Origin of the sequence: Galbitalea soli (genome assembly GCF_010686725.1) — a bacterium.
Lineage (GTDB): Bacteria > Actinomycetota > Actinomycetes > Actinomycetales > Microbacteriaceae > Galbitalea > Galbitalea soli.
This window is the reverse complement of record NZ_JAAGWZ010000004.1, coordinates 74876-99573: the sequence shown is the minus strand read 5'-3', so window position 1 is coordinate 99573 and position 24698 is coordinate 74876. Positions and strand designations below refer to the sequence as shown.

Genomic DNA, 24698 nt, shown 5'->3' with positions numbered 1-24698 from the left:
TAGTCGAGCAACACCGCAACAAGGAGATCGTCCATGTCCGGCACTTCATCGCCCCCGACCGCGTCAACCGCCGCGCTCGATCTGGCATCCCAGTTCATCGACCGCCGCACCCCGCTCAGCCGCGTGCGCGGAGTATTGCATCGCTTTCCCGCGATCAGCCCCGGCATCGTGCTGCTCGTCGCGGTCGTCGTCTTCGGCATTCTGAACCCGCGCTTCCTGGCGCCCGCCAACCTCTCGCTGATCACCCAGCAGGTCGCGGTGATCGGGATCCTCGGCGTGGCCGAGACCCTGATCATCCTCACCGCGGGAATCGACCTGTCGGTCGGGGCGGCGATGGTGCTGAGCTCGATCGTGATCGGCAACGCCGTGGCAGGACTGCACGCGCCGTCGGTCGTCGGCCTCATCGCGGGTCTCGCCACCGGCCTCGCCGCGGGGGCTCTGAACGGCATCCTGGTGACGCGGCTGAAGCTGCCGCCGTTCATCGTGACGCTCGGCACCCTGAGCATCTTCACCGCGCTCCTGCTGCTCGTCTCGAGCGGGGCGACTGTGCAGGGCACGTCGCTGCCCGATCTGGTCACGTGGACCGGTGGCACCTTCCGTGTGATCGGCGTCGACATCAGCTACGGGGTCGTGCTCATGGTCGCCCTGTACCTCCTCATCGCCTATATGTTGGGCCGCACGGCCTGGGGCCGTCATGTCTACGCCGTCGGGGATGACCGTGAGGCCGCGCGCCTCACCGGCATCCGGGTCGACCGTGTGCTGCTCAGCGTCTACGTGCTCGCCGGCGCGATCGTCGCGTTCGCCGCATGGACGCAGATCGGCCGCGACTTCGGCTCGAGCCCCAACGCGGCCACCGATGCCAATCTCAACGCCATCACCGCCGTCGTCATCGGCGGCACGAGTCTCTTCGGCGGTCGCGGCACGATCTGGGGCACCCTCCTCGGGGCCCTCATCGTCGGCGTCTTCCGCAACGGCCTCGCGCTCGTCGGTCTCGACGTCTTGTACCAGACCCTCGCGGTCGGCATCCTCGTCATCGCCGCCGTCGCCATCGATCAGTGGATCAGGAAGTCGAAGTCGTGAACTCCAACAACCAGGACGCATCCGCGGCCACCCCTCCGGTGCTGTCGGCACATCGCCTCGTCAAGACCTTCGGTCACGTCGTCGGGCTCGACGGCGTAAGCCTCGAGGTGCACGCCGGGGAGGTGCTCGCGGTGATCGGAGACAACGGCGCGGGAAAGTCGACGCTGATCAAGTGCCTCACCGGCGCCGAGGTTCCCGACGAGGGGGTGATCAAACTGGACGGCAAAGAGGTTCAGTTCCGTCGCCCGCAAGACGCCCGCGACGTCGGAATCGAGACCGTGTACCAAACGCTCGCCGTGTCGCCCGCGCTCGACGTGGCGGCCAACATGTACCTCGGACGCGAGATTCGTCGACCGGGTGTGCTGGGCACGGCGTTCCGAATGGTCGACACCAAGGAGATGCGCGCGCGAGCGACCGAGCAGCTGCACCAACTCGGCATCTCGACCCTGCAGGACGTCACCGTTCCGATCGAGAACCTCTCGGGCGGGCAGCGGCAGGCCGTCGCGGTCGCGCGTGCCGCCGCGTTCGGCTCCCGGGTCGTCGTCCTCGACGAGCCCACGGCCGCGCTCGGCGTGCGCGAATCGAATCACGTGCTGGAGCTCATTCTGCGCCTGAAGGAGAAGGGTGTGGCGGTCATCCTGATCAGTCACAACATGCCGCAGGTGTTCGAGGTCGCCGACCACATTCACATCCAGCGACTCGGCAAGCGCGCCGCGACCATCACGCCCGAGTCGCACTCGATGACGGATGCCGTGGCGATCATGACCGGAGCGAAGGCCGCCTGATCCCTACCCGATAGGGCGCGCACCCCGCACCGCGTACCGGTGGCGGGTGACCCCCTCTGCGAACGCGTCCTGCTGAATGAGGTCGAGTTCGAGGGGGGTCACCCCGTCATCGAAGAGCGGCCGTCCCGCGCCCAGGATGACCGGATGCGTGAAGAGCAGGAGCTCGTCGAGCAGTCCCGCGCGCAGCAACTGGGTCGCGAGATGGGCGCCCCCGACGCCGATCGCACCCTCCGTCTCCGACCGCAGGGCCGCGAGCTGATCGATCGCGTCGTCGCCACCGATCACGCGCGTGTCGTAGTCGGCGGCGGCCCGGGTGCGGGAGACCAGCACCTTGGGCGTGGTGGTCCAGATCTCGCCGTACTCGCGCAGGTAATCCGGCAGCGTGGCATCGGTGCGCGCCCGGGGCCAAAAGGCCTCCATGATCTCGTACACGCGTCGGCCCTGCACCATGAGCGCGAGCGACCGGGCCTCGGCGTTGAACACCCGGTGCAGCGGCTCGGTGATGCGCATCCAGTCACCGCCGCCGTTTTCGCCGTCGGACTGCTCGATGCGCAGGTCGAGGGAGACGTTCATCCAGTAGACAAAGTGGCCCATCGCCACTCCCTTCGCGAGGTGGTCGCTCTCCTGACCCACACTATTGACGGAGTGCCCGGCGTCAAGGGGAATGGTGCAACCCCGCCCGTGCGCGATACGGTCGGCAGCACACCACCGAGAGCGAGGATGCCGTGCCCGGGTTCGAGAAGTCGTCTCCCGAGATCGTCGCGCGCTTCGCCGAGCTCACGGGCGTCGCTCCCGACGCCGTGCGCAAGCCCATGTTCGGGTATCCGGCGCTCTTCATGAACGGCAACCTGTTCTTCTCCCTGTTCGAGGACTCTGCGATCCTCCGGATGCCCGAGGCCGACCGCAGCGAGTTCGGCGACCGGTTCCGGCTCGAGATCTTCGAGCCGATGGCCGGGCGGCCGATGCGGGAGTACGTGGTCATCCCGTCGCAGCTCTTCGCCTCCGACGAGGTCGAGCAGTGGGTCGAGCGCGCGGCCGCCTACGCCCGGACCCTCCCGCCGAAGCAGCCCCGGGCCAAGAGACCCACGCGCTAGACGGCGTCGCCCGCGTCGAGCGCGGTCACCTAGACCGGCGCGTGCTCGGCGGCCCAGCTGGCCAGCAGGCGCAGTCGCTCCTCCGAGGGCGACGCGGGCTCGACGGTGTACGCGACGATCGTGATTCCCGGCTCACTGGCGAGCTGCAATGCCTCGCCCGTCAGCTCGATCTCGCCGACGATCGGGTGGTGGAACGTCTTGGTCGCCCCCGTGTGCAGCCGCACGTTGTGCGACGCCCACCAGATGCGGAACGGCTCGCTGCGCGTGCTGAGCTCACCGATCAACTCGGTGAGTCCACGGTCGAATGGCGTGCGTCCGCCCTCGATGCGCAGCGCGGCGACGGTGTCCCTGGCCACCCTCTCCCAGTCGGCGTAGAAGGTCTGTGCGTCGCCGTCGAGAAAGATGTAGCGCGCCAGATTGCCCCGCGCGGGGCCGGCGGGGTCGACCCCGCGCAGCAGGGCCCGGCCCAGGCGATTGATGGCGAGGATGTCGTACCGGGCGTTGCGCGCGTACGCGGGCAGATCGGTCATGCCGTCGAGCAGCAGCTGGGTGGAGTGCCGCACCCGCGGCCGGGACGGGCTGCGCCGCGTGGTGAGGCGGGAGCTCGCGCCGATCGCGCGCGCGAGGTCGAACAGGTGCGTGACCTCCGCATCGTCGAGCTGGAGGGCGCGGGCCACCGCATCGATCACCGACTCGGAGACCCCCTCGATCATCCCCCGCTCCATGCGGTTGTAGTACTCCACGCTGACGCCGGCGAGGGTGGCGACCTCCTCGCGGCGGAGACCCTTCACGCGACGACCCGTTGCGGAGGCGGTCAAGCCGACGGCCGCGGGGCTCAGGCGGGCGCGCCTCGTCTTGAGGAAGTCGCTGGCTTCGGCACGCGATCGGGGTGTCGAACTTCGCGCCGGATCGCCTGCTCGACCTCATCGCGTTCAGCGAGATCGTGCCCGCGGTGAACCAGATCGAGACGAATCCGTACCACCAGCAGGTCGACTACCAGGAGCTGCTGCGCGCCGAGGGTGTACAGATCGAGGCGTGGGCGCCGTTCGCTGAGGGAAAGAACGAGCTGTTCAGCAATCCGGTGCTCACGACGATCGGCGAGAGCCACGGCAAGTCGCCCGCGCAGGTGGTGTTGCGGTGGCTGCTGCAGCGCGAAGTGGTCGTGGTGTCGAAGTCGGTGCGGATCGAGCGGTGGCTGACCGGGCGGGCGGACGCGTAGGGCGGCGCTTCATGCACACATTGTCAACGGAACATCAATAATGTGAAATGAGAATTGCACACTGAATATTGACCGGGATACTCTCGGTTTCTTCGCGCCTGCCACGCGACGAAAAGCGTGGAGCATCCGACGCAAGCCCAGTGCTCGGAGAAGACGATTGCCGCGAAAGAAGTGGGAGCCGAACAATGACGAATCGACGCCAATCCTTGATCTCACTGGGCGCCACCGCGCTGCTCGTGGCAGGAGCAATGGCGGTTGCCGCACCTGCGTACGCCGACAGTGTGGGATCGATTCCAGCAGGCTGCACGATCCACTCGACCGCTCCGTGGATCTACGTCAGTAATGGTGTCCACAAGATCGCCTTCGGGGGCTCCGCGCAGTGCAGCACGGCGTCATCGATCGCGTTCCGCCTTGTACATAACTACCAGGCACCCTTTCCCGACGCGCGGGTGAAAGAGGTCGTCATTCCAGCCTCGAGCGCGTCGTACACGGGCTTGACCTGCGACCACGGCGGCACCACGCAGTACTACACAGAGATCGCCTTCTACGGCCTCCGAGGCACAGTGCAGCACGCCAGTCGCACGGTGACCCTCAACCACTGCTAGGCGAGAATCGTCGTGAGGGCCGCAGTGCACGAAGGTCGTACAGGGGCCGTCATCGAGGCCCGGAATCTGACCATCCGGCGCGGGTCCCGAGTCATCTACGACGACGTGAGCATCGCATTCGATTCCGGTGTGACCGCGATCCTCGGGCCGAACGGGGCCGGCAAGACCACCCTTCTGGAGGCGTTGCTCACTCCCCCGCGGGCGGGCAACGCGACAATTCGGTTCGTGGGAGCGAGGGTCGACGATTCGGACTCGTTCAGGGCGTTCCTCGCCGGGGTCGGCTACATGCCCCAGGATTGGACGTACTTCAGCGGCTTCACGGCGCGGGAGAGCGTGGAGTACGCAGCATGGCTGAAAGGCGCTCGCGGATCATCCGTCCGGTCGGTTGCCTCAGCCGCGCTCGACTCGGTCGACCTGACGGCGTTTGCTCACGTCAAAGTCCGACGATTGTCAGGCGGCCTGAAGCAGCGCGTCGGTCTCGCCGAGGCGTTCGTCAACGACCCGCGCGCGGTCCTCCTCGACGAGCCGACCGTGGGACTCGACCCTGCGCAGCGGGCCTCCTACCGTCGCTTCCTCCGCGGTCATGCGACTGATCGCGCGGTCGTCATCAGTACACACCTGACCGACGACGTGGAGGCGATCGCAGATCGGGTGGTCGTCATCGCGGCCGGCCGCATCATATTCGACGGCGCACCGGCCGAATTGGCCGCGCATGGCACCCGCACGGAGGGCACCGCATCCGCGCTCGAAGCGGGGTACCTGTCCGTCGTGGGCGCAAACGCGCCCGCGCAGGGCCGGCTCTGAGTGCGCGCGCTCACACTCCTCGCACGGAGGAGCGTCGCCCCGATCGCCGGACTCGCGATCGCGGGGATCGACGTCTGGTTGGCCTCGCTTGCGATGACCCCGGGAATGAGGCTCTGGGCTGACGTTGTGACGGGGCTGACGTCGGCGGCGCTGCCCACCGGAACCCTGGCGGCCGGCATCGCGGCCTTCGAGGCGAATCGCTGGTCCAACGCCAATCGCGACCGGACGATGGTCGGCGTGAGAGAGCCCGTTCTGGTGCGAGCGCAGCACGCGGCCGCCGTCGCGCTTCCCGTGCTCGCGGGTTATCTGCTCGCGCTGGGCATCCTCGGGGTCATCGCCGCGCTGACCGGCACGTACGGCTCGCCTGCCGTCCTGTGGCTCGCCTCCCTCGGGGCCGGACTCCTGCTCGCAACCGCCGTAGGGTACTGGGCAGGGTCGGCGTTCGGTGCGCACTGGTTCGTCGCTCCCGTCGGCGCGCTGACCTTTGTGGTGGGCTACGTCGCCGCGACGGTGGGTCTCCCTGTCTTTGGCATGCGCGCTCTGTTCCCGGCGGGCGCGGCAATGGACTCGGTATTCACCCGCACCGTCGATCTCACGTTCCTGGGCAAGAGCGCGTGCTGGCTTGGTCTGACCGTGATCCTCGTCGTGACGTCACGCGGCAGCCGTCGGCCCGGCACCGCGCGGAGGGTGCCCACGATCGTGGTCCTGGTCGCAGGTCTCACCGCGGTGACCGGCGGCGTCGTGGTCATCGCCGAGAATGGGCAGGTCACCGCGGCGTACAACTCGCGAGACTTCGTCTGTGAGAATGACGGCTTCACGCTCTGCCTCAACCGCGGCTACGCAGTTGCGATGCAGCCGCTGCATGCCGCCTTCGCCGCGCTCAACTCCCGCGTCGACGGAACCCCCCTCGCGGCGGCGCGATTGGAGCAGAATGTCGAGGGGATCGGGGACCTGCCCGCTCGGGGCGCGCGCAGCGTCTACGTGGAACGGCTCTCGTCGCCAAGCGACATCGAGTTCGCGGTGGAACGGTACGTGAAGAAGTACGGGGCTGCTCCGCACTGCGGAGTCGAGAGCATCGGGGTGCCAGCGGTCGACTATGTCGACACCTGGTTGTCGGGGGCCGACTACTTCAGCGATGGATCGCCCGAACCCGCGCGTCTCAGTGCGCTGAAGAGACTCTCTGCGAGCGAGGGCAACGCGTGGTTCCGTGCGCACGCCTCGGCGTATTTCTCCTGCTCCCTGACTCTCGCCGACCTGCCGTGATCGGGATCCGCCTCTTCGCCCGAACGCGACGGTGGCTCGCCAACGTCGTCATCGCGCTCGCGACGGGCATCCTGATGCTCGCCTGCGGGCCACTCGGGTACGGGGTCAACCCGCGCGGTGGTTACCTCGTCGAATTGACGGCCCAGCTGCCCCTGCTCCCCGCGATCGCCATCGCGGCCTCGTCGGCGGCGAGCGCGAGGGTGCAGGAGCGACTCGCCGTGCGGAATCTGGTCGCCTGGCGCCTCGCGCACGTCGCCGTGCTCTCCGTGATCGCGGCGGTCATCGCCGGTGGGACGACGCTGCTCCTTCCCGCGCCCGCGGGCCTCCCCCCGCACTCGTATGCGGGCCTTGGATCACTGGCACTGATGCGAAACGTGTTCGCGTTGACGGGTGCGGCCCTCGGAGGTTCCTTCGTGTTCGGGCCCCGTCTGGGCTGGATTGTGCCGATGGGCTGGGCCATCCTGCCCTTCCTCGCCTTCACCGAGCTGACGGACGATGCACCTGGGCTCGCCACGCTCGTCCTCCAGCCCGACGACGCGTTCGCGCCCATGATCTTCGCCCTACTGGTCTGGGGAATCGGCGCAACCGTCGCCGCGACCGATCCGCGCGGGGCGCGCCCCCAAAAGGTGTCACCCGGGCATGGACAGGGTGTTCTATAGTAAAACTCAGTCGGAGATTCGGGACGCAGCGACGTCTCTGCTCCGCTCGCCTCGCGGTGAGCGCCCATTGCGAGAAAGGCGGAGAGGAGCCTAACGCCATGCCGACCACCGACACCCTCGCCGTCGTCGTGCGCCCGAAGCGCTCCCTGCTCACGACCGCCGTCGTCACGTACGTCGCGATCACGGTGCCCGTGTTCGCGGTGGCCTACTGGTACACGGCGGCCGTCGGCGGCTGGGAGTGGATTCTCGTCCTCCACATCCTGCTCGCTCTCGCCTGCCTCGCCACCCTGCTGCGCCAGACGCGCGTGTTCGCCGCCGTGAGCGGGGAGCTCGTGAGCGGCAACGGCATCTTCAGCCGCACCCAGAGTGTGCCGCGCTCCGCGATCGCGCGGGTGGTTCTCGCCCGTGTCTACGCCCGCGACTCCTCCGAGCGCACCATCCAACTCGTCGCCCTCGACGCGGGGGGCCGATGCCTGTTCCGCCTTCGCGGGCAGTACTGGGCGCGCGAAGACCTCGACACCTTCGCCGGCGCCATCGGCTGCCAGGTGGTGCACGCCGGTGCGCCGCTGAGTCAGGGCGAGTTCTTCACCACCTACCCGGGCAGCCGGTACTGGTTCGAGCGCGGCCGCTGACCGCTACGCGGTGAGGATGACCGGCGCCCGCACCGCCCACGCCCGCAGCAGCTCCTCCCGCACAGTCACCCCTGACCCCGGCGCCGTCGGAACCCTCAGCCGCCCGTCCACGAGCTCGAACGGCTCGGTCAGGTCCTCGGCGAAGTACCGCCGCGACGCCGAGGTGTCGCCCGGCAGCGTGAAGTTCTCGAGGGCGGCGAGGGCGACGTTGGCTGCACGCCCGACGCCGGTCTCGAGCATCCCGCCGCACCAGACCGGCACGCCCAGTTCGGCGCAGGCGTCGTGGATGCGGACGGCCTCGAGATAGCCGCCGACCCGGCCGGCCTTGATGTTGATGATGCTCGTGGCGTGGCGCTCGATCGCGTCGACCGCGACCCCCACCCCGAGGATCGACTCGTCGAGGCAGACGGGCGTCTCGATCTCGCGGGCGAGCTGGATATGGGTCGCGATGTCCTCCTCCACGAAGGGCTGCTCGATGAGCAGCAGCTCGTAGGCGTCGAGGAGCCGCAGGTGGCGGATGTCGGCGGCGTCGTAGGCGGTATTGGCGTCGACCTGGAGCAGGGCATCCGGCCCCAGGAGTTCGCGCACCTCCCGCACGGGTTCGATGTCCCAGCCGGGCTTGATCTTCAGCTTGATGCGGCGGTAGCCCTCGTCGACGTACCCGGCGACCTCGTCGAGCAGCTCCGGGATGCTCGGCGCGACGCCGACCGAGACACCGCAGTCCACCTCGTCGCGGACCGCCCCGAAGTAGTCGCCGAAGCTGCGCTCGGCCGTGCGCAACTCGGCATCGAGGAGCGCCGTCTCGAGCGCGGCCTTCGCCATACGGTGACCGATCACGAAGGAGACGAGGCCCGCGAAGCCCTCGGCGGTCACCTCGTCGGCGTGCAGCACCGCGGGGGCGAGGTAGTCGCGGAGCACCGCCTCGGCGCCCGCCACATACTCGCTCGAGTAGACCGGGTCGGCCATGGCCACGCACTCGCCCCAGCCGTCCCCAACATCGGTGCGCACCCGCACCAGCAGCACGGTGCGAGCGGTCTGCCGCCCGAAGCTCGTCTCGAAGGGGCGCACGAGGGGCATCGCGAGCAGGTGCAGTTCGACCGCGGTGACCTTCATGACCGCAGCCTATCCCCGGTCGGAGCGGCGAGCGCCTACCGCTTCGAGCACTCCGCGAGCAGAGAGTCGAAGCCGCCCGCCTCCGCCTTCGCCCACAGGTCGGCCGTGTATCGCGCGAGAGGGATGATCCCCACCACCACATCGCCGCGTTTGTTGCTCATCGCCCCGCATGCCGTCACGACGACCCAGTCGCCCTGCGGGCCGTTGAGCGAGAAGGCTGGCTTGACGTTCACAATCGGCGCTGAGAGGTCGTAAATAGGTGAGGGCACCCGCCCCAACTCGTGTTCGACCACCCGAAGGGTCTTGCCGACGAGCGGGTGCGCTGCGGGCGCGGGTCGCGGGGCGCACCCGCTGAGGACGATGGCAAGCACAGCGACGAGGGCGGCGATCGCAGCGGCGCGACCGCGGTGCCGCGGGCGGCCGCCGGCCCGACGCGTGGAGGGGTAAGCGAAAAGCACCTGGTCAGGATAGTGACGATGCGTCACCGATCCAAAGGATTGGGACGCCCCAGAAACGGGATCACACCCCTGCAGCCAACCGATCCTGCAGACCCCATTGCTGGCCGTAGCCGCCGTCGGCGATCGGGCGCGCCATGAGCTCGAGGAAGGGCTCGGCGTCGAACGCCTCCGGGCCGAGCACGCCGACGCCCGACCAGACACCGGTCGAGAGCAGTTCCATGGCGATGACCGGCCCGAGCGCGGTCTGCCAGACGACGCACTGCGCCTCGTACTCCGCCATCGTCCACTCGTTGTCGCTCACGTGGTAGAGGTAGACCTCGCGTCGCGCGCCGTCGGGCCCGAGGCCGGTCACCCAGACGCCCGCGCAGGTCTTGCCGGTCATCCGCGGGCCGATCGTCGCGGGATCAGGGAGGCCCGCCGCCACGACGTCGCGCGGGGCCACCTCGACGGGCCCGTTGGCGGAGCGCACCCGCACCGGCTCCGTCTTGTCGAGGCCGAGCTGGTTGAGCGTTTTGAGGATGCCGATGAACTCGTCGCCGAGCCCGTACTTGAAGGTGACCCGCTTGGCGTCGAGCCACCGCGGCATGAGCAGCACCTCCTCGTGCTCCACATTGACGCACTCGACCGGGCCGATGCCGTCGGGGAACTCGAAGATCTCGGGCTCGCTGAACGGGGCGGTCGTGTACCAGCCGCGCTCCTTCTCCCACACCACGGGAGGGTTCAGACACTCCTCGATCGTGGTCCAGATGCTGAACGACGGCGCGAAGATCTCGTTGCCCGCCTCGTCGCGCACCACGAGGTTGGCGCCGTCGCGGGTGCCCAGCTCGTCGATCTCGCTGAAGAGGTGGTCGGCGGCGTACCGCGCGAAGACGTCGGAGAGGCCGGGCTCGACGCCCATGCCGACGAGCGCGAGCCGGCCATCCGTCACCCAATCGGGCGACTGTGCGAACTGGTCGTCGCCCAGCTTGACGCCGGTCTCCTCGTGCGGGTTGGTGGGATGCGGCTCAGACAGGCTCATCGCCATGTCGAGGTAGTCGGCCCCCGCCGCGAGCGCGCCCGCGAAAATGGTGGGCACGAACTTGGGCTCGACCGCGTTCATGATGTGCGTCACTCCGTGCGCACGCGCGACCGCGGTCACGTCGTCGGGGTCGCTCGCGTCGATGCGAGCGGCGACGAAGCGGTCGCCCTGCGGTCCGTGCCTCTCTTCGATCCAGGCGACGGTGCGCTGGGCGCGGGCGAGGTCGTAGTCGCTCACGATCATCGTCTCGAAGAACTCACGGCGGGCGGCGATCTTCGCGATCGCGTTGCCGACGCCACCGGCGCCGACGAGGAGGATTCTCATGCCCCCACGCTATCCCGCCTGGCTGCGAGGCGGCGAGCGCGACCGCGATCCCGTTCCGCGTGCATGCGGGTCGCGAGCGGGGTCCAGACGATGACGACCACCGCGGCTCCCAGCACCAGTCCGCCGATCGTGTCGCTCAGCCAGTGGGCGCCCAGGTAGGTGCGGCTCACCGCCATCGCGACGGCGTAGATCACCCCCGCGAACCACACCCACGTTCGCTGCAGCACGATCCCGAGAATCACGGCGAGCGTCGCGGCGTTCGCCGTATGCCCGGAGGGGAATGACCCGAGATCGGCGGTGACGAGAATGTCGGTCGGGCGCGGGCGCTCGAAACTGAATTTGAGCAGTTGCACGAGCGCGCCGCTGAGCGCTGTCGCGATCGCGTAGAACAGGGCCGACCAGAATCGCCGACGCAGGCACAGCACGCCGATGACCACGACCGGCAGGATGACCGTCGCCACGATCCCCCCGCCGATCGAGTTCATCACCAGGGCGGGCGCCGTCCACAGCGGGCTTCGGTGCTCGATCACCTCGTTCATCCAGGTGGTGTCGAACGACAGCGGCAGGTTGTTGTCGCGGAACGCGATGAGCGCCCCGAGGGCGGCGACGGCGACGAGGGCGACGACCCCGGAGTACAGCGGCCAGAAGCGGGTGAGCTTTCGAGCGGTTCGGATGCTCTCGGCGGTGTCGCCCTTGGGTGTGGTCACGCGGGGTCGCCGTCCTGTCGGAGATTCAGGGAGCGGTAGCGGGGACTCATGGACGATGTTCCCGCTACCGCTTCCTCAATCTTCGCACCGTGCCCGCCGTGCCGCGCGCCGCCGGCCGCCGTGCTGACCGGCCTCGCACGGCCGACCACCGCCGCCTCAGCGTAGCCGCGGCCAGCCGTCGTCCTGCCAGTCCACGCGTCGGATCCCGAGCGCGAATCTGCCGTTCGCGGCACCATCGTAGTAGTGGTACGCGAGGTAGCCCTGCGAGTAGGACTCGCCGCCGGGGCCGATGTACCGCCCGGCGCTCGCGAGCAGCCGGGTGCCCCCGCCGTCGAGCATCGGATGCCCGGCCTCATCGAGGTACGGCCCGGTCACGCTGCGCGACCGGCCGACGTCGATGTTGTAGGTGCTGGAGACCCCCTGACAGCAGTGGTCGAAGGAGGCGAACAGGTAGTACCAGCCACCGTGCCGCACGACGAACGCGGCCTCGATCGCGTCCTCCGCGGTGCCGCGGTTCGCGAGCCGCAGCGGCGTCGCGGCATCGGCGCGCAGTCCCGAGGGGTACCGCACGCGCACCATCCGTATGCCGCTCCAGAACGATCCGAAGGCGAGCCAGGGATGCCCGGCCGCGTCCTCCACCACGTTCGGGTCGATCGCATTGAAGTCTCCACCCGTCTCGCTCGCGATCACGGGACCGCGGTCCACCCAGCGGTATCCGGGAGCGGAGGGGTCGAGCGTGGTGTTCGTCGCCAGTGCGATGACGGAGTGGTTGGACCCGAAGGTCGATGCCGCGTAGTACAGGTACCAGGTGTCGCCGTGCCGGTGCACGTCGGGCGCCCACAGTGCGCCGACGCCGGGCACCGCATCCACCAGCCACGCGGGCTTCTGGTCGAACACGGTGCCGACGAAGCGCCAGTGATGGCCGTCGGGCGACTCGCGGATCTGGATCGTGCCGTCGTGCGAATCGTCGCCGGTGGCGAACACGAACCACGGCGACCCGTGTGAGCCGACCACGATCGCGGGATCGTGCGCCGCGATGTCACCCGAGAGCGCGAGCGGCCGCATCGGCGCTCGCGGTGCCGCGCGCACGACCAGGATCACCACCGCGATGACCGCCACCACCAGCAGGGCGATGGCGGTCACCACGACGGTCACCCGCCGCGAAGGCCCCCGCATGGTCACGCCACGAGCGAGATGGCGGTCCAGGAGACGGCGGGGAGCGTGACGGTCAGCGTGCCTCCCGTGACGACCGCGGTCGAGTTCTCGGTGGTGCCGACCCGGTCCTGGTGATCGAGCGTGTTCTTGGCGTAGATGTCGTCGTCGGCGAGGAGGTGGGTCTCGGCGATGCGCACATCACCGAGGCCGCTCACGTCGATGGTCACCGTGGTCGGCGCGTCGATGCTGCGGTTGACGAGGAAGATCGCGGTCGTGCCCGCCTCGGCATCGTGAGTCGCGACCGCGTCGACCGTCGGCACGGTGCCGTACTGCGCGGTCTCGTAGCTGTCGGAGTCGAGCTTGAGTTCGAGAGCCGACCCCGTCGCGAGCCGCGAGGTGATCGCGAACGGGAAGAACGTCGTCTGCCGCCAGGTGTCGCCGCCGGGCTCGGTCATGATCGGCGCGATCACGTTGACGAGCTGCGCGAGCGACGCGGAGGTGACCCGGTCGGCGTGCTTGAGGAGCGAGATGAGCAGGTTGCCGACGACGACCGCGTCGAGCACGGAGTAGCTGTCCTCCAGCAGGCGCGGCGCGACCGGCCACTCCTCGATGTCGGTGATGCGATCGACCTCGTGGTACCGGCTGATGTACCAGACGTTCCACTCGTCGAAGGAGATGTTGATCTTCTTCGTGCTCTTGAGCGCCGCGCCGACCGCGTCCGCGGTCGCGACGACCGACTCGATGAAGTGGTCCATGTTGACGGCCGAGGCGAGGAAGCTGCCGGTGTCGCCGCCCAGCTCCTCGTAGTAGGCGTGGCACGAGATGAAGTCGACGTCGTCGTAGCTGTGCTCGAGCACCGTGTGCTCCCACGCGCCGAAGGTCGGCATCTGCGCGCTCGAACTGCCGCACACCACGAGCTCGACGGAGGGGTCGAGCTGGCGCATCGCCTTCGCCGTCTGCGAGGCGATCTTGCCGTAGTCCTCGGCCGAGCGGTGGCCGAGCTGCCACGGCCCATCCATCTCGTTGCCGAGGCACCACATCTTCACCCCGTAGGGCTCGGTGCGTCCGTTGGCGATGCGGGCGTCGGAGAGGGTCGTGCCCCCGCGCACATTCGTGTACTCGAGCACATCGAGGGCCTCGAGCACGCCGCGGGTGCCGAGGTTGACGGCGTACATCAGATCGCTGCCGGCCTTGTCGAGCCAGCGACCGAACTCGTCGATGCCAACCTGGTTCGTCTCGATGGAGTGCCAGGCGAGGTCGGCGCGCACGGGACGCTTCTCCTTGGGGCCGACGGAGTCCTCCCACCGGAACCCGGAGACGAAGTTGCCGCCGGGGTAGCGGATGGTCGACACCCCCAGTTCGCGAACGAGCGCGAGGACATCCTCACGGAATCCGTCGGCGTCGGCGGTGGGGTGGCCGGGCTCGTAGATTCCGTCGTAGACGCAGCGCCCGAGGTGCTCGACGAACCCGCCGAACACGCGGCGATCGACCACCCCGACGGTGAAGTGCGGGTCGAGGGTGAGGTGTGCTGAAGGCATGGTTATCTTTCGGTGTTCAGGGGCGGGCGCGGGCGATTACTTGAGGCTGCCGATGGAGAGGCCGCCCTGCCAGTACTTCTGCAGGGAGAGGAACGCGATGACGAGCGGGATGATCGAGACGAGCGAGCCGATGATGATGAGGCCCCACAGCGAGTGCCCGCCGCCGTTGTTGGCCGCCGCCTGCCCCTGCCACAGCCCGAGCCCGACGGTGATCGGGAACAGCTGGGTGTTCGAGAGCATGGCGAGCGGCAGGAAGTAGTTGTTCCAGGTGCCGACGATCGAGAGCAGCAGCACCGTGACGAATGCGGGCCGCATGAGCGGGAACGCGACCTGGAAGAAGGTGCGGATCTCGCCGGCGCCGTCGACCCGGGCGGCGTCGAGCAGCTCGTCGGGCACCGCGTCGGTCGCGTAGACCTGCATGAGGTAGACGCCGAACGGGTTGAGCAGCGACGGCAGGATGACCGCCCAGATGGTGTCTGTCAGCTTGAGGTCCGACATCATCACGAAGGTCGGGATCACGAGCGCCGTCAGCGGCACCATGACCGATCCCAGCAGCACCGCGAAGAAGAAGCGGCGACCGCGGAACCGGAACTTCGCGAACCCGTACCCGGCGAGCACGGCCAGCGCGCTCGCGCCGAGGCCGCCGGTGACCGCGTAGAACAGCGAGTTGCCGAGCCAGCGCAGGTAGATGCCGCCGTTGTAGGTGAACAGGTCGGCGATGTTGGCACCGAGCGCGAAGTTCTTGTCGAACCAGAGCGCGCCGGCGCTGCCGCTGAACAGGCCGTGCACGTCCTTCGTGCTCGCGACGAACAGCCACCAGATGGGAATCAGGAAGTAGATCACGAGGGCGCCGAGGAACAGGTGCGGAACGAGGTTGGCGCGACGACGGCGCTTGCCGTCGGTGAGGCGGGCGGTGCTGAGGCCGGTGCGGCCCAGTGATGCGGTCGTCATGACAGGATGCTCCCCCGCTTACGAGTGGCGAACAGGAAGATGTACACCGCGATGAACACGATGATGCCGAGGGCGAAGGAGATCGCCGAGGCGTAGTTGAAGTTGGCGTAGGAGAACGCCTGGTTGTAGGCATAGATGTTCGGCGTGAAGTCGGGCGTGATCGACCAGTTGGCCGAGGGGGCGAGGATCGACGGCTCGGTGAAGAACTGCAGTGTTCCGATGAGCGCGAAGACGAGGATGAGCACGAGCGCGGAGCTGACGAGCGGCACCTTGATGCGGAAGGCCACCTGCCAGGCGCTCGCGCCGTCGATGCGGGCGGCCTCGTAGATCGAGGGATCGATGCCCTGGAGCGCCGCGTAGATGATGATCATGTAGTAGCCGGCCCACTGCCAGGTGACGACGTTCATGAGCCCGCCGAAGACGTTGTCGGGGCTCAGCGGGAACGGCGCGGCGGCGTGGAAGATGCCGAAGATCTGCGCGAGCGGACCGAAGGTGGGACTGTACAGGAAGCCCCACATGAGCGCCCCGATGACGGCCGGGATGGCGTACGGCAGGAAGATCATGAGTCGCGAGAAGCGGGCGAAGCGAGTGGTGATCGCGTCGAGCACGAGCGCCACCGCGAGCGAGACGGCCATCTGCACGGGGATGAGCACGAGAGCGAAGCGCACCACGAACCAGACGCCGTTCAGGAACGACGGGTCGGTGAACGCCTTGGTGTAGTTGTCGATGCCGGCGAAGGTGGTGCCGGTGGCGAGCCCCTTCGTGTAGAGGCTGAGGTAGAAGGCGTAGGCGAGCGGAGCGACGAGGAAGACGAGGAAGACCACCGCGAACGGGGCGATGAACATCCAGCCGATGGCGCCTCGGCGCCGGCCGCCCGGCCGCCTCTTCTTGCCGCCGTCGGCGGCTCGTGCCGATCGCGGCGCCGTCGCCGTGATCGCTGGTGCGTTTGCCATTCGCAGATCCTTTGCAAGTCGGTGGGGAGGGAGCGGCTCCGGCCGGTGACGACCGGAGCCGCTCCTGTGGGGTGGGGCGAGGTTACTGCGTAACCGTGAAGCCCTGTCCCTGTGCGTACTTCACGATGTTCGCCTGCAGCTCATCGGCGGCCTGCGATCCCGTGATCTTGCCCGCGTTGATCTTGGCCGTCTCCGCCTGCAGCTGGGCGTAGTAGTAGACGGTGATCGGCGAGTAGGTGAAGCCCTTGTAGGCGTTCTCGGCGGGGATGTAGACATCCTTGTTGGCGGTCTGGCCGCTGAAGAACTCCGATTTGTTGTCGATGAACTCCTGCGAGGTCAGCACACCCTGGTTGAGCGGGAAGATGATCTGGTTCTTCCACCCGTCGGCGAGGGATGCCGGGTCGGCGTACAGACCGAGCGCCACCTTGGCGGCGTTCGCCTTGTTGGTCGCCTGGCTGGTCACGGCGAACGCCGAACCACCCCAGTTGACCGAGACCGGGTTCGCCGTGTCCCACTGCGGCAGCGGGGCGACGGCCCAGACACCGCTGGAGGCGCCCTTGCCGACGCCGGCGCCGGTGAGGTAGCCGGGGGCCCACGCCGCGGAGACGTAGGTCGCGTATTTGCCGTTCACGACACCCGAGATGTAGTCGGTCGTGAACTGGTCCTGCGTGCCGATCTCCTTGGCCTTCACGAGTCCGGCCCAGTAGTCCAGGACGTCCTTCGAGGCCTGGTCGTTGAGCTTGATCGTCAGCTTCTTGGGGTCGGAGAGGTCGTACTGGAACGGCGTCGCACCCTTTTGGATCTGGAGCGCCATCTGGACGGCGGGAACGTTGGCACCGAGGTCGCCGAACGCGGGTCCGCCCGCGGCCTTGACCTTCGCGGCATCAGCGGCGTACTCGGCCCACGTGGTCGGCGGGGTGGTGATGCCGTACTTCTTGAAGACGTCGGTGCGGTAGATGAGCGCCATCGGGCCGCCGTCGACGGGAGCGGCGTAGACCGAGCTGCCCTGCGAGACGTCCTTCCAGGCACCGGCGCTGAAGTTGCTCTTCACCGAGTCGGCGCCGTACTTGCTGATGTCGACGAGCGCGCCCTGGATCTCGTAGGCGGTGAGGTGGTCGGCCTCGAGCATCACGACGTCGGGAAGACCCTTGCCCGCCGAGATGGCCGTCTGAACCTTGTTGTACTCATCGCCGCCCTGGCCGACGTTGGTCCAGCAGACCTGCACGTCCTTGTGGCCGTTGTTGAAGTTGTCGACGACCTTCGCCATGTTGGGGTACCAGGCCCAGACGGTGACGACCGGCGCCGACTTCACGACGATCTTGTTGGTGCAGTTGGTGGCCTTCGAGCTGGTGCTCGTGCCTCCGCCTCCGCTGCTGCTGCAGGCGGCGAGCGCTGCGACGAGAGCGGCTGCCGCAACGGCGGCGAGCAGTGCTTTCTTCTTCACTGTGATTCCCTTCGAGGTGGTTGGACTTCGTTGTCGAGAAGGTGGTGCAGGGCACCAGCACGGTGGTCAGGCGCGGCGCGCGTAGGAGGAGGGCCCGGCGAGGATGCCACTGCTGCGGCGGGGAGGACGGGATCCGGGAGCGACCGGTGCGGCCTGGCTCATAGGGAATCCTCCTTGATTCGCTGGTCCCCCTCCGCTGGTTCACGGTGTGGGGCTTTCGTGTTTACAACGTTGTAGGTAAACGTTGTAGGAACATCATGCGGAACTCGATCGCGGGTGTCAAGCGACCCGCGCAGATTGGGTGCCGAAAAGTTACCTAGCCACCCGCGTGCGACGATTCGCGCTCGATGAGCTCGAAATCGGCGAGGTATTCCCGCGGCGGAATAGAGTGCGCTCCACCCGCGATTCGCTCTTTGAGATACTGCACGGCCACCCGCGCGATCTCGTCGCGGCCGGGGTTGATCGTCGACAGGCTCGGCAGGGTGTAGCGCGTCTCGTCGATGTCGTCGAAGCCGATCACCGCGGCGTCCGCCGGGATCCGGATGCCCGCATCCTGCATCACGCGCATCGCACCCAGCGCGATCGAGTCGTTGAACGCGACGACCCCGTCGAAGGGAATGCCCTTCGCCAGGAACTCCCGCATGCCCTCCGCCCCGTCGGCCCGGTGCCAGTTGCCGACGGTGACGACGAGCGACTCGTCGAACTCGACGCCGGCCGCCTCGAGCGCCTCGCGATAGCCCACGAGACGCAGGCCGGCCGAGCCGATGACCTCTCCCGGGTGGGCGCCGAACGCGACCAGTCGCCGTCGTCCCTGTGCGAGCAGGTGCTCGGTCGCCGCCCGGGCGCCCTCGATGTTGTGCATCGTCACGTGGTCGGTGGGCCCGTTGAAGATCCGCTCCCCCAGCAGAACGAGCGGGGTGTCGATCACGAGCTGGTCGACGTCGCTCTCGTCGAGGGCGAGCACGCTGTACAGGATTCCGTCGACGTTGGTCATGCGCGGCCCGTGCAGTGCTTCGATCTCGGCCGCGCGCTTTCCGCCCACCTGCTGGATGAGCACCGCGAGACCCTCGTCGGCGGCGGCCCGCATCACCGAGTCGGCGAGCTCAGCGAAGTAGGCGTTGCGCAGGTCGGGAATGATCAGGCTGATCACGCCCGTTCGCCCGGAGCGCAGACCGCGTGCCGAGAGGTTGGGCGTGTACCCCAGGCTCTCGATCGCCTCGAGCACCCGCGCCCGCGTCTCGGGCTTGATGTACTGGTAGTCGTTGACGACGTTCGAGACCGTCTTGATCGAGACGCCGGCGAGCTTGGCGACGTCGTGCATGGTGATGGTCACGACTGGCTCCCCTCGGTCATCCTCGTGCGATCCGCACTCGCAGATTACAACGTTGGAGGACCGAGTGCGCGCGCGGTTTTCGGCGGATGACCGGGCGGGCGGTCATCCGCCGGCGTCGGCGTCGCTCAGCGCGAGAGCGCCGGCACCGACCGCGGGCGCACGAGGGTCCACATGCCGATGATGGCGATCGACGTCGTGACGACCATCATCCCGCCCATCGGAAGTGCGCTCGTGATGCCGAACAGCCCGATCACGGGCGAGATACCACCCGCGAGGCCGAAGTTGAGCGCGCCGAGGAGCGAGGCGGCCGTGGCGGCCTCCTTGCCGTGCTCGGCGAGCGCCAGCACCTGCACCGCCGGGAAGGAGAAGCCGCACGCGGCGATGAAGAACCACAGCGGGATGAGGATGCCCCACAGCCCGGCGTGCGAGAGATCGAGCACCACGATCGCGACCGCCATCGCGAACGCCACCATTCCCGCGACGGCGAGGATCCACTGCGGACCGAAGTACTTGGCCAGCCGCGCGCTGATCTGCACGCCCGAGACGATGCCGACCGAGTTGACGGCGAAGAGCAGACCGTAGCCCTGGGGGTTGAAGCCGTAGACGTCCTGGAACAGGAACGACGACGACGAGAGGTAGGCGAAGAGGCCGGCGAAGGTCATGCCGCCGACGAGAGCGACGCCGATGAAGCGGCGGTCGGTGAAGAGGGCGTGATAGCGCTGGCGGGCCGTGCTGTGCTTGTTCTCGCGACGGCGCTCGGGCGGAAGCGTCTCGACGATGAACAGGATCGAGGCGGCGAGCACGAGCACTCCGTAGCCGGCGAGCACCAGGAAGATGCCGCGCCACGGCACGAGCAGCAGCAACTGCGAGCCGATGAACGGGGCGAGCACCGGGGCGAGCCCGTTCACGAGGGCGAGGCGCGAGAGCATCCGCACCAGGGGGTACCCGCCGAACAGGTCGCGCACCGTCGCCTGCGCCACGACGCCGCCCGCGGCCGCGCCGGCGCCCTGAAGCACGCGGAAGACGACGAGCCACTCGTAGCCGGGCGCGAGGGCTACGCCCAGGCTCGCGAGGATGTGCACCGAGGTCGCGATGATGAGCGGCAGACGGCGGCCGATCTTGTCGCTCCACGGCCCCACGAGGAGCTGCCCGAGCGCGAAGCCGATGATCGTCGCGCTGAGGGTGAGCTGCACGGCGGAGGTTCCCACGTGCAACTCGGACTGCACCCGCGGCAGCGCCGGGAGGTACAGGTCGATGGTGAAGGGTCCGAGCGCCGTGAGCGCCCCGAGGAGGACGACGTAGACGAGGCGCTGGCGGCCCGAGAGGGAGTCACCGGGGTGGACGACGGTAGTCACGAAAAGTGGGCAGACCTTTGCACGGAAGTGGAGCGGGGAGGGAGGGAGGATCGCCGCTCGAAGCCGCTCGGGTGACGTCGGTTCCGCTGCGCGCGAGTAACCAGTTTAGCGCTAATCGAATCGATTCGGTACGCCCTCTCCGCTCACGATCGAAGCCACCCGCCGGCCGGGCTGTCGCGGCCTCGCTTCACGGAACGGCAGAGGCCCCGGCGACGTCGTCGCCGGGGCCTCCTCACCGCGACTAGCGCGAACCCGTGCGCCGCTTGTTGTACACGTCGAAGGCGACCGCTCCGAGGAGCACGATGCCCTTGATGAACTGCTGGTAGTCGGTGCCGACGCCGATGATCGACATTCCGTTGTTCAGGATTCCGATGATCAGACCACCGATGATGGCGCCGGTCACCGTGCCGATGCCGCCGGTCACCGCCGCGCCGCCGATGAAGGCGGCGGCGATCGCGTCGAGCTCGAAGCCGTTGCCGTTCGTCGGGTTGGCGAGATTGAGGCGTCCGGCGAAGACGAGTCCCGCCAGCGACGCGAGCACGCCCATGTTGACGAAGAGCAGGAAGGTGACGCGCTTGGTCTTGACGCCCGACAGGGTCGCCGCGTTGAGGTTGCCGCCCATCGCGTAGATGTGCCGGCCGAACACGCTGCGCGACATCATCGCCGAGTAGGCGACGACGAGCACGCCGAGCACCACGAGCACGATCGGGATGCCGTTGTTGCTCGCAAGGAGGTACGCGATCACGAGCACCAGACCCACCGTGAAGATGAGCTTGACGAGGAACCAGATGAACGGCTCCGACTCCAGGTTGTAGCGGCGACGGACGGCGCGCTGACGCAGCGCCTGCACGACCATGACGACGGCGATCAGGATGCCGATGACGACGGTCAATGTCTCCAGTTGCCCGAACAGGAAGCCGAGGCCCGGCAGGAATCCGCCGCCGAGCGCGCGGATCGGGTCGGGGAACGGGGTGATCTGCGTGCTGCCGAGCACGACCTGGGTGAGGCCGCGGAAGATCAGCATGCCGGCCAGCGTCACGATGAACGCGGGGATACCGAAGTACGCGACCCAGTAGCCCTGCCAGACGCCGACGATCGCTCCGACCGCGAGCGAGGCGATGATCGCGGCCCACCAGGGCCAGCCCCACCGCTCCGCCATGGTGCCGGCGATCGCGCCGATGAATCCGACGATGGAGCCCACCGAGAGGTCGATGTGACCCGCGATGATGATCATCACCATTCCGATGGCGAGGATCAGCACGTAGCTGTTCTGCACCACCAGGTTGGAGACGTTGTCAGGCTGCAGCAGGATCCCGCCGGTGAGGATCTGGAAGATGATCACGATGACGATGAGGGCGACGAAGATGCCGACCTGGCGCAGCTGTGAGGTGAGGTAGTTCGCGGCCGAGCTCAGCGAGCTCTTCGTGGTGACGGGGGAGGCGCTCATGTCGTCTCACTCCTTTTCTTGGGTCATGTACTGCATGAGGAGTTCGGGGGTCGCTTCGGAGCGCGGCACGTTCGCCGTGATGTGACCCTCCGAGAGCGTGTAGATCCGGTCGCAGATGCCGAGCAGCTCGGGCAGCTCCGAGGAGATGACGATGACGCCCTTCCCCTGGCTCGCGAGCTTGTTGATGATCGTGTAGATCTCGTACTTCGCGCCGACATCGATACCGCGGGTGGGTTCGTCGAGGATGAGCACATCGGGGTCGGCGAACATCCACTTGCTCAGCACGACTTTCTGCTGGTTGCCGCCGGAGAGCTTGCCGGTGATCGCACCGACCGTCGGGGACTTGATGTTCATGTCCTTGCGGTAGCCCTCGGCGACGACATACTCCTGGTTGGCGTCGACCCAGCCGCGCTTCGTCAGCTTCTCGAGCGCTGCCCCGGAGATGTTCCGTTTGATGTCGTCGATGAGGTTGAGGCCGTAACGCTTGCGATCCTCGGTGGCGTACGCGATTCCGTTCGCGATGGCCTCCGGAACCGTGTTCGTCTTGATCTCCTTGCCCTCCTTGTAGACGCGACCCGAGATGTTGGCGCCGTACGAACGCCCGAAGACGCTCATGGCGAGCTCGGTGCGCCCCGCGCCCATCAACCCGGCGATGCCGACGATCTCGCCGCGCCGCACCGACAGGTTGGCCCCGTGGATGACCACCCGCGAGTGATCGCTCGGGTGATGCACCACCCAGTCCTCGATGCGCAGCACCTCGTCGCCGATGTGCGGCGTGTGGTCGGGATACCGGTTGCCGAGGTCGCGACCGACCATCCCCTTGATGATGCGCTCCTCGGAGACCGCGTCGGCCGCCATGTCGAGGGTCTCGACCGTCTTGCCGTCGCGGATGATCGTGACGGAGTCGGCGATCTTCTTAATCTCGTTGAGCTTGTGCGAGATGATGATCGAGGTGATGCCCTGCTCTTTGAGGTGTCGCAGCAGGTCGAGCAGGTGCGCCGAGTCCTCGTCGTTGAGGGCCGCGGTGGGTTCGTCGAGGATCAGCAGCTTGACCTTCTTCGAGAGCGCCTTCGCGATCTCGACGAGTTGCTGCTTGCCGACTCCGATGTCGACGATCTTGGTGATGGGGTTGTCGCTGAGGCCGACGCGCGCGAGCAGCTTCGCCGCCTCGAGGTTGGTGTCGTTCCAGTCGATCCAGCCGCGCTTCTGCCGCTCGTTGCCGAGGAAGATGTTCTCGGCGATCGACAGGTACGGGCTGAGGGCGAGCTCCTGGTGGATGATCACCACTCCGACCGCCTCGGAGTCGTTGATCGTGCGGAAGTGCACGGGCTCGCCCTCGAAGACGATCTCGCCGTCGTAGCTGCCCGAGGGGTACACGCCGGAGAGGATCTTCATGAGCGTGGACTTGCCCGCGCCGTTCTCGCCGCAGATCGCGTGGATCTCGCCGCGCTCGACCGAGATGGAGACGTCCTTGAGCGCGATGACGCCCGGGAAGGTCTTGGTGATGTCGCGCATCTCGAGGATGTTGTTGCTCATCGGTCACCTGCTTTTCGTGGTGGGACGTGAAATGGGGAGGGAGAGTGCGGGCGAGGGATGATCATCCATCGCCCGCACCCTCATGACGTGCCCAGCAGAACTACTGGAGGTCTGCCTCGGTGTAGTAGCCACCGTCGACCAGGACCTGCTTGTAGTTGTCCTTGGTCACGACGACCGACTGGAGCAGGAAGGCCGGGACGATCTTCTTGCCGTTGTTGTACGACTTGGTGTCGTTCACGGTGGGCTGCTTGCCGTTGAGGAGGTCGTCTACGATCGAGACGGCTTCCTTGCCCAGCTTGCGGGTGTCCTTGTAGACGGTGGAGTACTGCTCACCGGCGATGATGGACTTCACCGAGCCGACCTCCGCGTCCTGACCCGTGATGATCGGCAGCGCGTTCTTCGCGTAGCCGGCGCTGGTCAGAGCCGAGATGATGCCGATGGAGAGGCCGTCGTAGGGCGAGAGCACACCCTGCACCTTGGCGCCTGAGGAGTAGCTCTTGGCGAGCAGGTTCTCCATGCGGGCCTGGGCGGTGGCCGGGTCCCAACGCAGGGTCGCGACGGTCTTGAAGTCGGTCTGGCCGCTCTTCACCACGAGGGTGCCGTTGTCCAGGTACTTCTTGAGGGTGTCCATCGCGCCGTTGTAGAAGAACGTCGCGTTGTTGTCGTCCGGGCTGCCGGCGAAGAGCTCGACGTTGAACGGGCCCTTCTTGCCGGTCTCGGCGCCGCTCGCGTCGAGGATTCCGAGGCCGGTCAGCAGCGAGGTCGCCTGCTGCACGCCCACCTTGTAGTTGTCGAACGTCGTGTAGTAGTCGACGTTCTTGTTGCCGTTGATGAGGCGGTCGTACGCGACGACCTTGATGCCCGCCGCGGCGGCCTCATCGAGCTGGCTCGACAGCGCGGTGCCGTCGATCGACGCGATCACGAGCACCTTGGCCTTCTTGGTGATCATCGCCTCGATCTGCTGCACCTGGGTGGGGATGTCGTTGTTCGCGTACTCGAGGTCGGTCTTGTACCCGAGGGCCTCGAGGTCCTTTTTGATGGCGGCGCCGTCCTTGATCCAACGCTCGGACGTCTGCGTCGGCATGGCGATGCCGACGAGAGCGCCCTTGTTGGAGGTCGACGTCGACCCGGTGGTGGTGCGGGTCGACGAGCAAGCGCCGAGGGTGAGCGCGAGGGCGCCCGCGGTGATGACCGCGAGGATGACCTTCTTCTTCACTGTGTTTCC

25 protein-coding genes and 1 pseudogene are annotated in these 24698 nt (G+C 67.6%); 9 read left to right on the top strand and 17 right to left on the bottom strand.

Annotated features, from left to right (window positions below; translation table 11 throughout):
- The first annotated feature begins 33 nt into the window (after nt 1–33).
- Both G3T37_RS14670 and G3T37_RS12420 read left to right on the top strand, forming a co-directional pair.
- The gene (locus tag G3T37_RS14670) at nt 34–1080 is read left to right on the top strand and encodes an ABC transporter permease (protein ID WP_206673833.1); all 1047 of its coding nucleotides are present in this window, start codon (nt 34–36) and stop codon (nt 1078–1080) included.
- A complete protein-coding gene (locus tag G3T37_RS12420) occupies nt 1056–1865 on the top strand; it encodes an ATP-binding cassette domain-containing protein (protein ID WP_338401257.1) in 810 nt (269 codons plus the stop codon). Before G3T37_RS14670 ends, G3T37_RS12420 begins: the two co-directional genes overlap by 25 nt.
- 3 nt (nt 1866–1868) lie before the next feature.
- Here G3T37_RS12420 and G3T37_RS12415 read toward each other — a convergent pair whose 3' ends face one another.
- Nucleotides 1869–2459 carry a dihydrofolate reductase family protein gene (locus tag G3T37_RS12415; protein WP_163474217.1) on the bottom strand — a complete coding sequence of 197 codons (591 nt, stop codon included), beginning with the start codon at nt 2457–2459 and terminating at the stop codon, nt 1869–1871.
- Between the two features lie 131 nt (nt 2460–2590).
- Here G3T37_RS12415 and G3T37_RS12410 point away from each other — a divergent pair, with 131 nt between their 5' ends.
- On the top strand, nt 2591–2959 hold the full coding sequence (locus tag G3T37_RS12410) for a TfoX/Sxy family protein (RefSeq protein ID WP_163474216.1): 369 nt from the start codon (nt 2591–2593) through the stop codon (nt 2957–2959).
- 29 nt (nt 2960–2988) lie between these two features.
- Here the strand turns inward: G3T37_RS12410 and G3T37_RS12405 are convergent, their stop codons facing one another.
- The gene (locus tag G3T37_RS12405) at nt 2989–3573 is read right to left on the bottom strand and encodes an MmyB family transcriptional regulator (protein WP_338401270.1); all 585 of its coding nucleotides are present in this window, start codon (nt 3571–3573) and stop codon (nt 2989–2991) included.
- Between the two features lie 30 nt (nt 3574–3603).
- Nucleotides 3604–3813 (bottom strand): annotated as a pseudogene (locus tag G3T37_RS15345) (helix-turn-helix domain-containing protein); the annotation flags it as partial.
- A 35-nt stretch (nt 3814–3848) separates the two neighbouring features.
- Here G3T37_RS15345 and G3T37_RS12400 point away from each other — a divergent pair.
- The 6 genes from G3T37_RS12400 (at nt 3849) to G3T37_RS12375 (ending at nt 8141) form a co-directional block, all read left to right on the top strand.
- The gene (locus G3T37_RS12400; RefSeq protein ID WP_338401256.1) at nt 3849–4178 is read left to right on the top strand and encodes an aldo/keto reductase; all 330 of its coding nucleotides are present in this window, start codon (nt 3849–3851) and stop codon (nt 4176–4178) included.
- A 185-nt stretch (nt 4179–4363) separates the two neighbouring features.
- The gene (locus G3T37_RS12395; RefSeq protein ID WP_163474215.1) at nt 4364–4783 is read left to right on the top strand and encodes a hypothetical protein; all 420 of its coding nucleotides are present in this window, start codon (nt 4364–4366) and stop codon (nt 4781–4783) included.
- Between the two features lie 105 nt (nt 4784–4888).
- A complete protein-coding gene (locus tag G3T37_RS12390) occupies nt 4889–5587 on the top strand; it encodes an ATP-binding cassette domain-containing protein (protein ID WP_163474214.1) in 699 nt (232 codons plus the stop codon).
- Entirely contained in the window at nt 5588–6850 is a 1263-nt protein-coding gene (locus G3T37_RS12385) for a hypothetical protein (protein ID WP_163474213.1), read from the top strand.
- Nucleotides 6847–7509: a hypothetical protein gene (locus G3T37_RS12380; protein ID WP_163474212.1), complete on the top strand. Its 663-nt coding sequence runs from the start codon at nt 6847–6849 to the stop codon at nt 7507–7509. The genes G3T37_RS12385 and G3T37_RS12380 overlap by 4 nt, the downstream gene beginning before the upstream one ends.
- 98 nt (nt 7510–7607) lie before the next feature.
- A complete protein-coding gene (locus G3T37_RS12375) occupies nt 7608–8141 on the top strand; it encodes a hypothetical protein (protein WP_163474211.1) in 534 nt (177 codons plus the stop codon).
- Nucleotides 8142–8144: 3 nt separating this feature from the next.
- On the opposite strand, the gene menC is transcribed toward G3T37_RS12375, so the two are convergent.
- From menC to chvE, 14 genes are all read right to left on the bottom strand, one after another.
- Complete coding sequence (gene menC / locus G3T37_RS12370; RefSeq protein ID WP_163474210.1) at nt 8145–9254, bottom strand: o-succinylbenzoate synthase; 1110 nt, start codon at nt 9252–9254, stop codon at nt 8145–8147.
- 35 nt (nt 9255–9289) lie between these two features.
- A complete protein-coding gene (locus G3T37_RS12365) occupies nt 9290–9712 on the bottom strand; it encodes a hypothetical protein (RefSeq protein WP_163474209.1) in 423 nt (140 codons plus the stop codon).
- A gap of 61 nt (nt 9713–9773) precedes the next feature.
- Nucleotides 9774–11054, bottom strand: a complete 1281-nt coding sequence (locus G3T37_RS12360; protein WP_163474208.1) for a saccharopine dehydrogenase family protein — start codon at nt 11052–11054, stop codon at nt 9774–9776.
- On the bottom strand, nt 11051–11761 hold the full coding sequence (locus G3T37_RS12355) for a phosphatase PAP2 family protein (RefSeq protein ID WP_338401255.1): 711 nt from the start codon (nt 11759–11761) through the stop codon (nt 11051–11053). Before G3T37_RS12355 ends, G3T37_RS12360 begins: the two co-directional genes overlap by 4 nt.
- A gap of 156 nt (nt 11762–11917) precedes the next feature.
- Nucleotides 11918–12937: an arabinan endo-1,5-alpha-L-arabinosidase gene (locus G3T37_RS12350; protein WP_163474207.1), complete on the bottom strand. Its 1020-nt coding sequence runs from the start codon at nt 12935–12937 to the stop codon at nt 11918–11920.
- A gap of 2 nt (nt 12938–12939) precedes the next feature.
- Complete coding sequence (arfA, locus tag G3T37_RS12345) at nt 12940–14454, bottom strand: arabinosylfuranosidase ArfA (RefSeq protein WP_163474206.1); 1515 nt, start codon at nt 14452–14454, stop codon at nt 12940–12942.
- A 36-nt stretch (nt 14455–14490) separates the two neighbouring features.
- Nucleotides 14491–15405 (bottom strand): carbohydrate ABC transporter permease, encoded by a 915-nt coding sequence (locus G3T37_RS12340; RefSeq protein ID WP_163474205.1) that lies wholly within the window; start codon nt 15403–15405, stop codon nt 14491–14493.
- Entirely contained in the window at nt 15402–16358 is a 957-nt protein-coding gene (locus G3T37_RS12335; RefSeq protein ID WP_163474204.1) for a carbohydrate ABC transporter permease, read from the bottom strand. Before G3T37_RS12335 ends, G3T37_RS12340 begins: the two co-directional genes overlap by 4 nt.
- A gap of 82 nt (nt 16359–16440) precedes the next feature.
- On the bottom strand, nt 16441–17802 hold the full coding sequence (locus G3T37_RS12330) for an extracellular solute-binding protein (RefSeq protein ID WP_163474203.1): 1362 nt from the start codon (nt 17800–17802) through the stop codon (nt 16441–16443).
- A 316-nt stretch (nt 17803–18118) separates the two neighbouring features.
- Nucleotides 18119–19135, bottom strand: coding sequence for a substrate-binding domain-containing protein (locus G3T37_RS12325; protein ID WP_163474202.1), 1017 nt, complete (start codon nt 19133–19135; stop codon nt 18119–18121).
- A 125-nt stretch (nt 19136–19260) separates the two neighbouring features.
- A complete protein-coding gene (locus G3T37_RS12320) occupies nt 19261–20490 on the bottom strand; it encodes a Bcr/CflA family efflux MFS transporter (protein ID WP_163474201.1) in 1230 nt (409 codons plus the stop codon).
- Nucleotides 20491–20731: 241 nt separating this feature from the next.
- Nucleotides 20732–21937, bottom strand: a complete 1206-nt coding sequence (gene mmsB / locus G3T37_RS12315) for a multiple monosaccharide ABC transporter permease (RefSeq protein WP_163474200.1) — start codon at nt 21935–21937, stop codon at nt 20732–20734.
- A gap of 6 nt (nt 21938–21943) precedes the next feature.
- A complete protein-coding gene (mmsA, locus tag G3T37_RS12310) occupies nt 21944–23473 on the bottom strand; it encodes a multiple monosaccharide ABC transporter ATP-binding protein (protein WP_163474199.1) in 1530 nt (509 codons plus the stop codon).
- A gap of 100 nt (nt 23474–23573) precedes the next feature.
- Nucleotides 23574–24689 (bottom strand): multiple monosaccharide ABC transporter substrate-binding protein, encoded by a 1116-nt coding sequence (chvE, locus tag G3T37_RS12305; RefSeq protein ID WP_338401254.1) that lies wholly within the window; start codon nt 24687–24689, stop codon nt 23574–23576.
- Nucleotides 24690–24698: the final 9 nt, after the last annotated feature.

What these genes read in the sequence shown, in the direction of transcription:
- menC (WP_163474210.1), bottom strand. Translation starts at nt 9,254, where the DNA reads ATGAAGGTCACCGCGGTCGAACTGCACCTGCTCGCGATGCCCCTCGTG.
- G3T37_RS12340 (WP_163474205.1), bottom strand. Translation starts at nt 15,405, where the DNA reads ATGACGACCGCATCACTGGGCCGCACCGGCCTCAGCACCGCCCGCCTC.
- G3T37_RS12395 (WP_163474215.1), top strand. Translation starts at nt 4,364, where the DNA reads ATGACGAATCGACGCCAATCCTTGATCTCACTGGGCGCCACCGCGCTG.
- G3T37_RS12375 (WP_163474211.1), top strand. Translation starts at nt 7,608, where the DNA reads ATGCCGACCACCGACACCCTCGCCGTCGTCGTGCGCCCGAAGCGCTCC.
- G3T37_RS14670 (WP_206673833.1), top strand. Translation starts at nt 34, where the DNA reads ATGTCCGGCACTTCATCGCCCCCGACCGCGTCAACCGCCGCGCTCGAT.
- arfA (WP_163474206.1), bottom strand. Translation starts at nt 14,454, where the DNA reads ATGCCTTCAGCACACCTCACCCTCGACCCGCACTTCACCGTCGGGGTG.
- G3T37_RS12360 (WP_163474208.1), bottom strand. Translation starts at nt 11,054, where the DNA reads ATGAGAATCCTCCTCGTCGGCGCCGGTGGCGTCGGCAACGCGATCGCG.
- G3T37_RS12350 (WP_163474207.1), bottom strand. Translation starts at nt 12,937, where the DNA reads ATGCGGGGGCCTTCGCGGCGGGTGACCGTCGTGGTGACCGCCATCGCC.
- mmsB (WP_163474200.1), bottom strand. Translation starts at nt 21,937, where the DNA reads ATGAGCGCCTCCCCCGTCACCACGAAGAGCTCGCTGAGCTCGGCCGCG.
- mmsA (WP_163474199.1), bottom strand. Translation starts at nt 23,473, where the DNA reads ATGAGCAACAACATCCTCGAGATGCGCGACATCACCAAGACCTTCCCG.
- G3T37_RS12415 (WP_163474217.1), bottom strand. Translation starts at nt 2,459, where the DNA reads ATGGGCCACTTTGTCTACTGGATGAACGTCTCCCTCGACCTGCGCATC.
- G3T37_RS12335 (WP_163474204.1), bottom strand. Translation starts at nt 16,358, where the DNA reads ATGGCAAACGCACCAGCGATCACGGCGACGGCGCCGCGATCGGCACGA.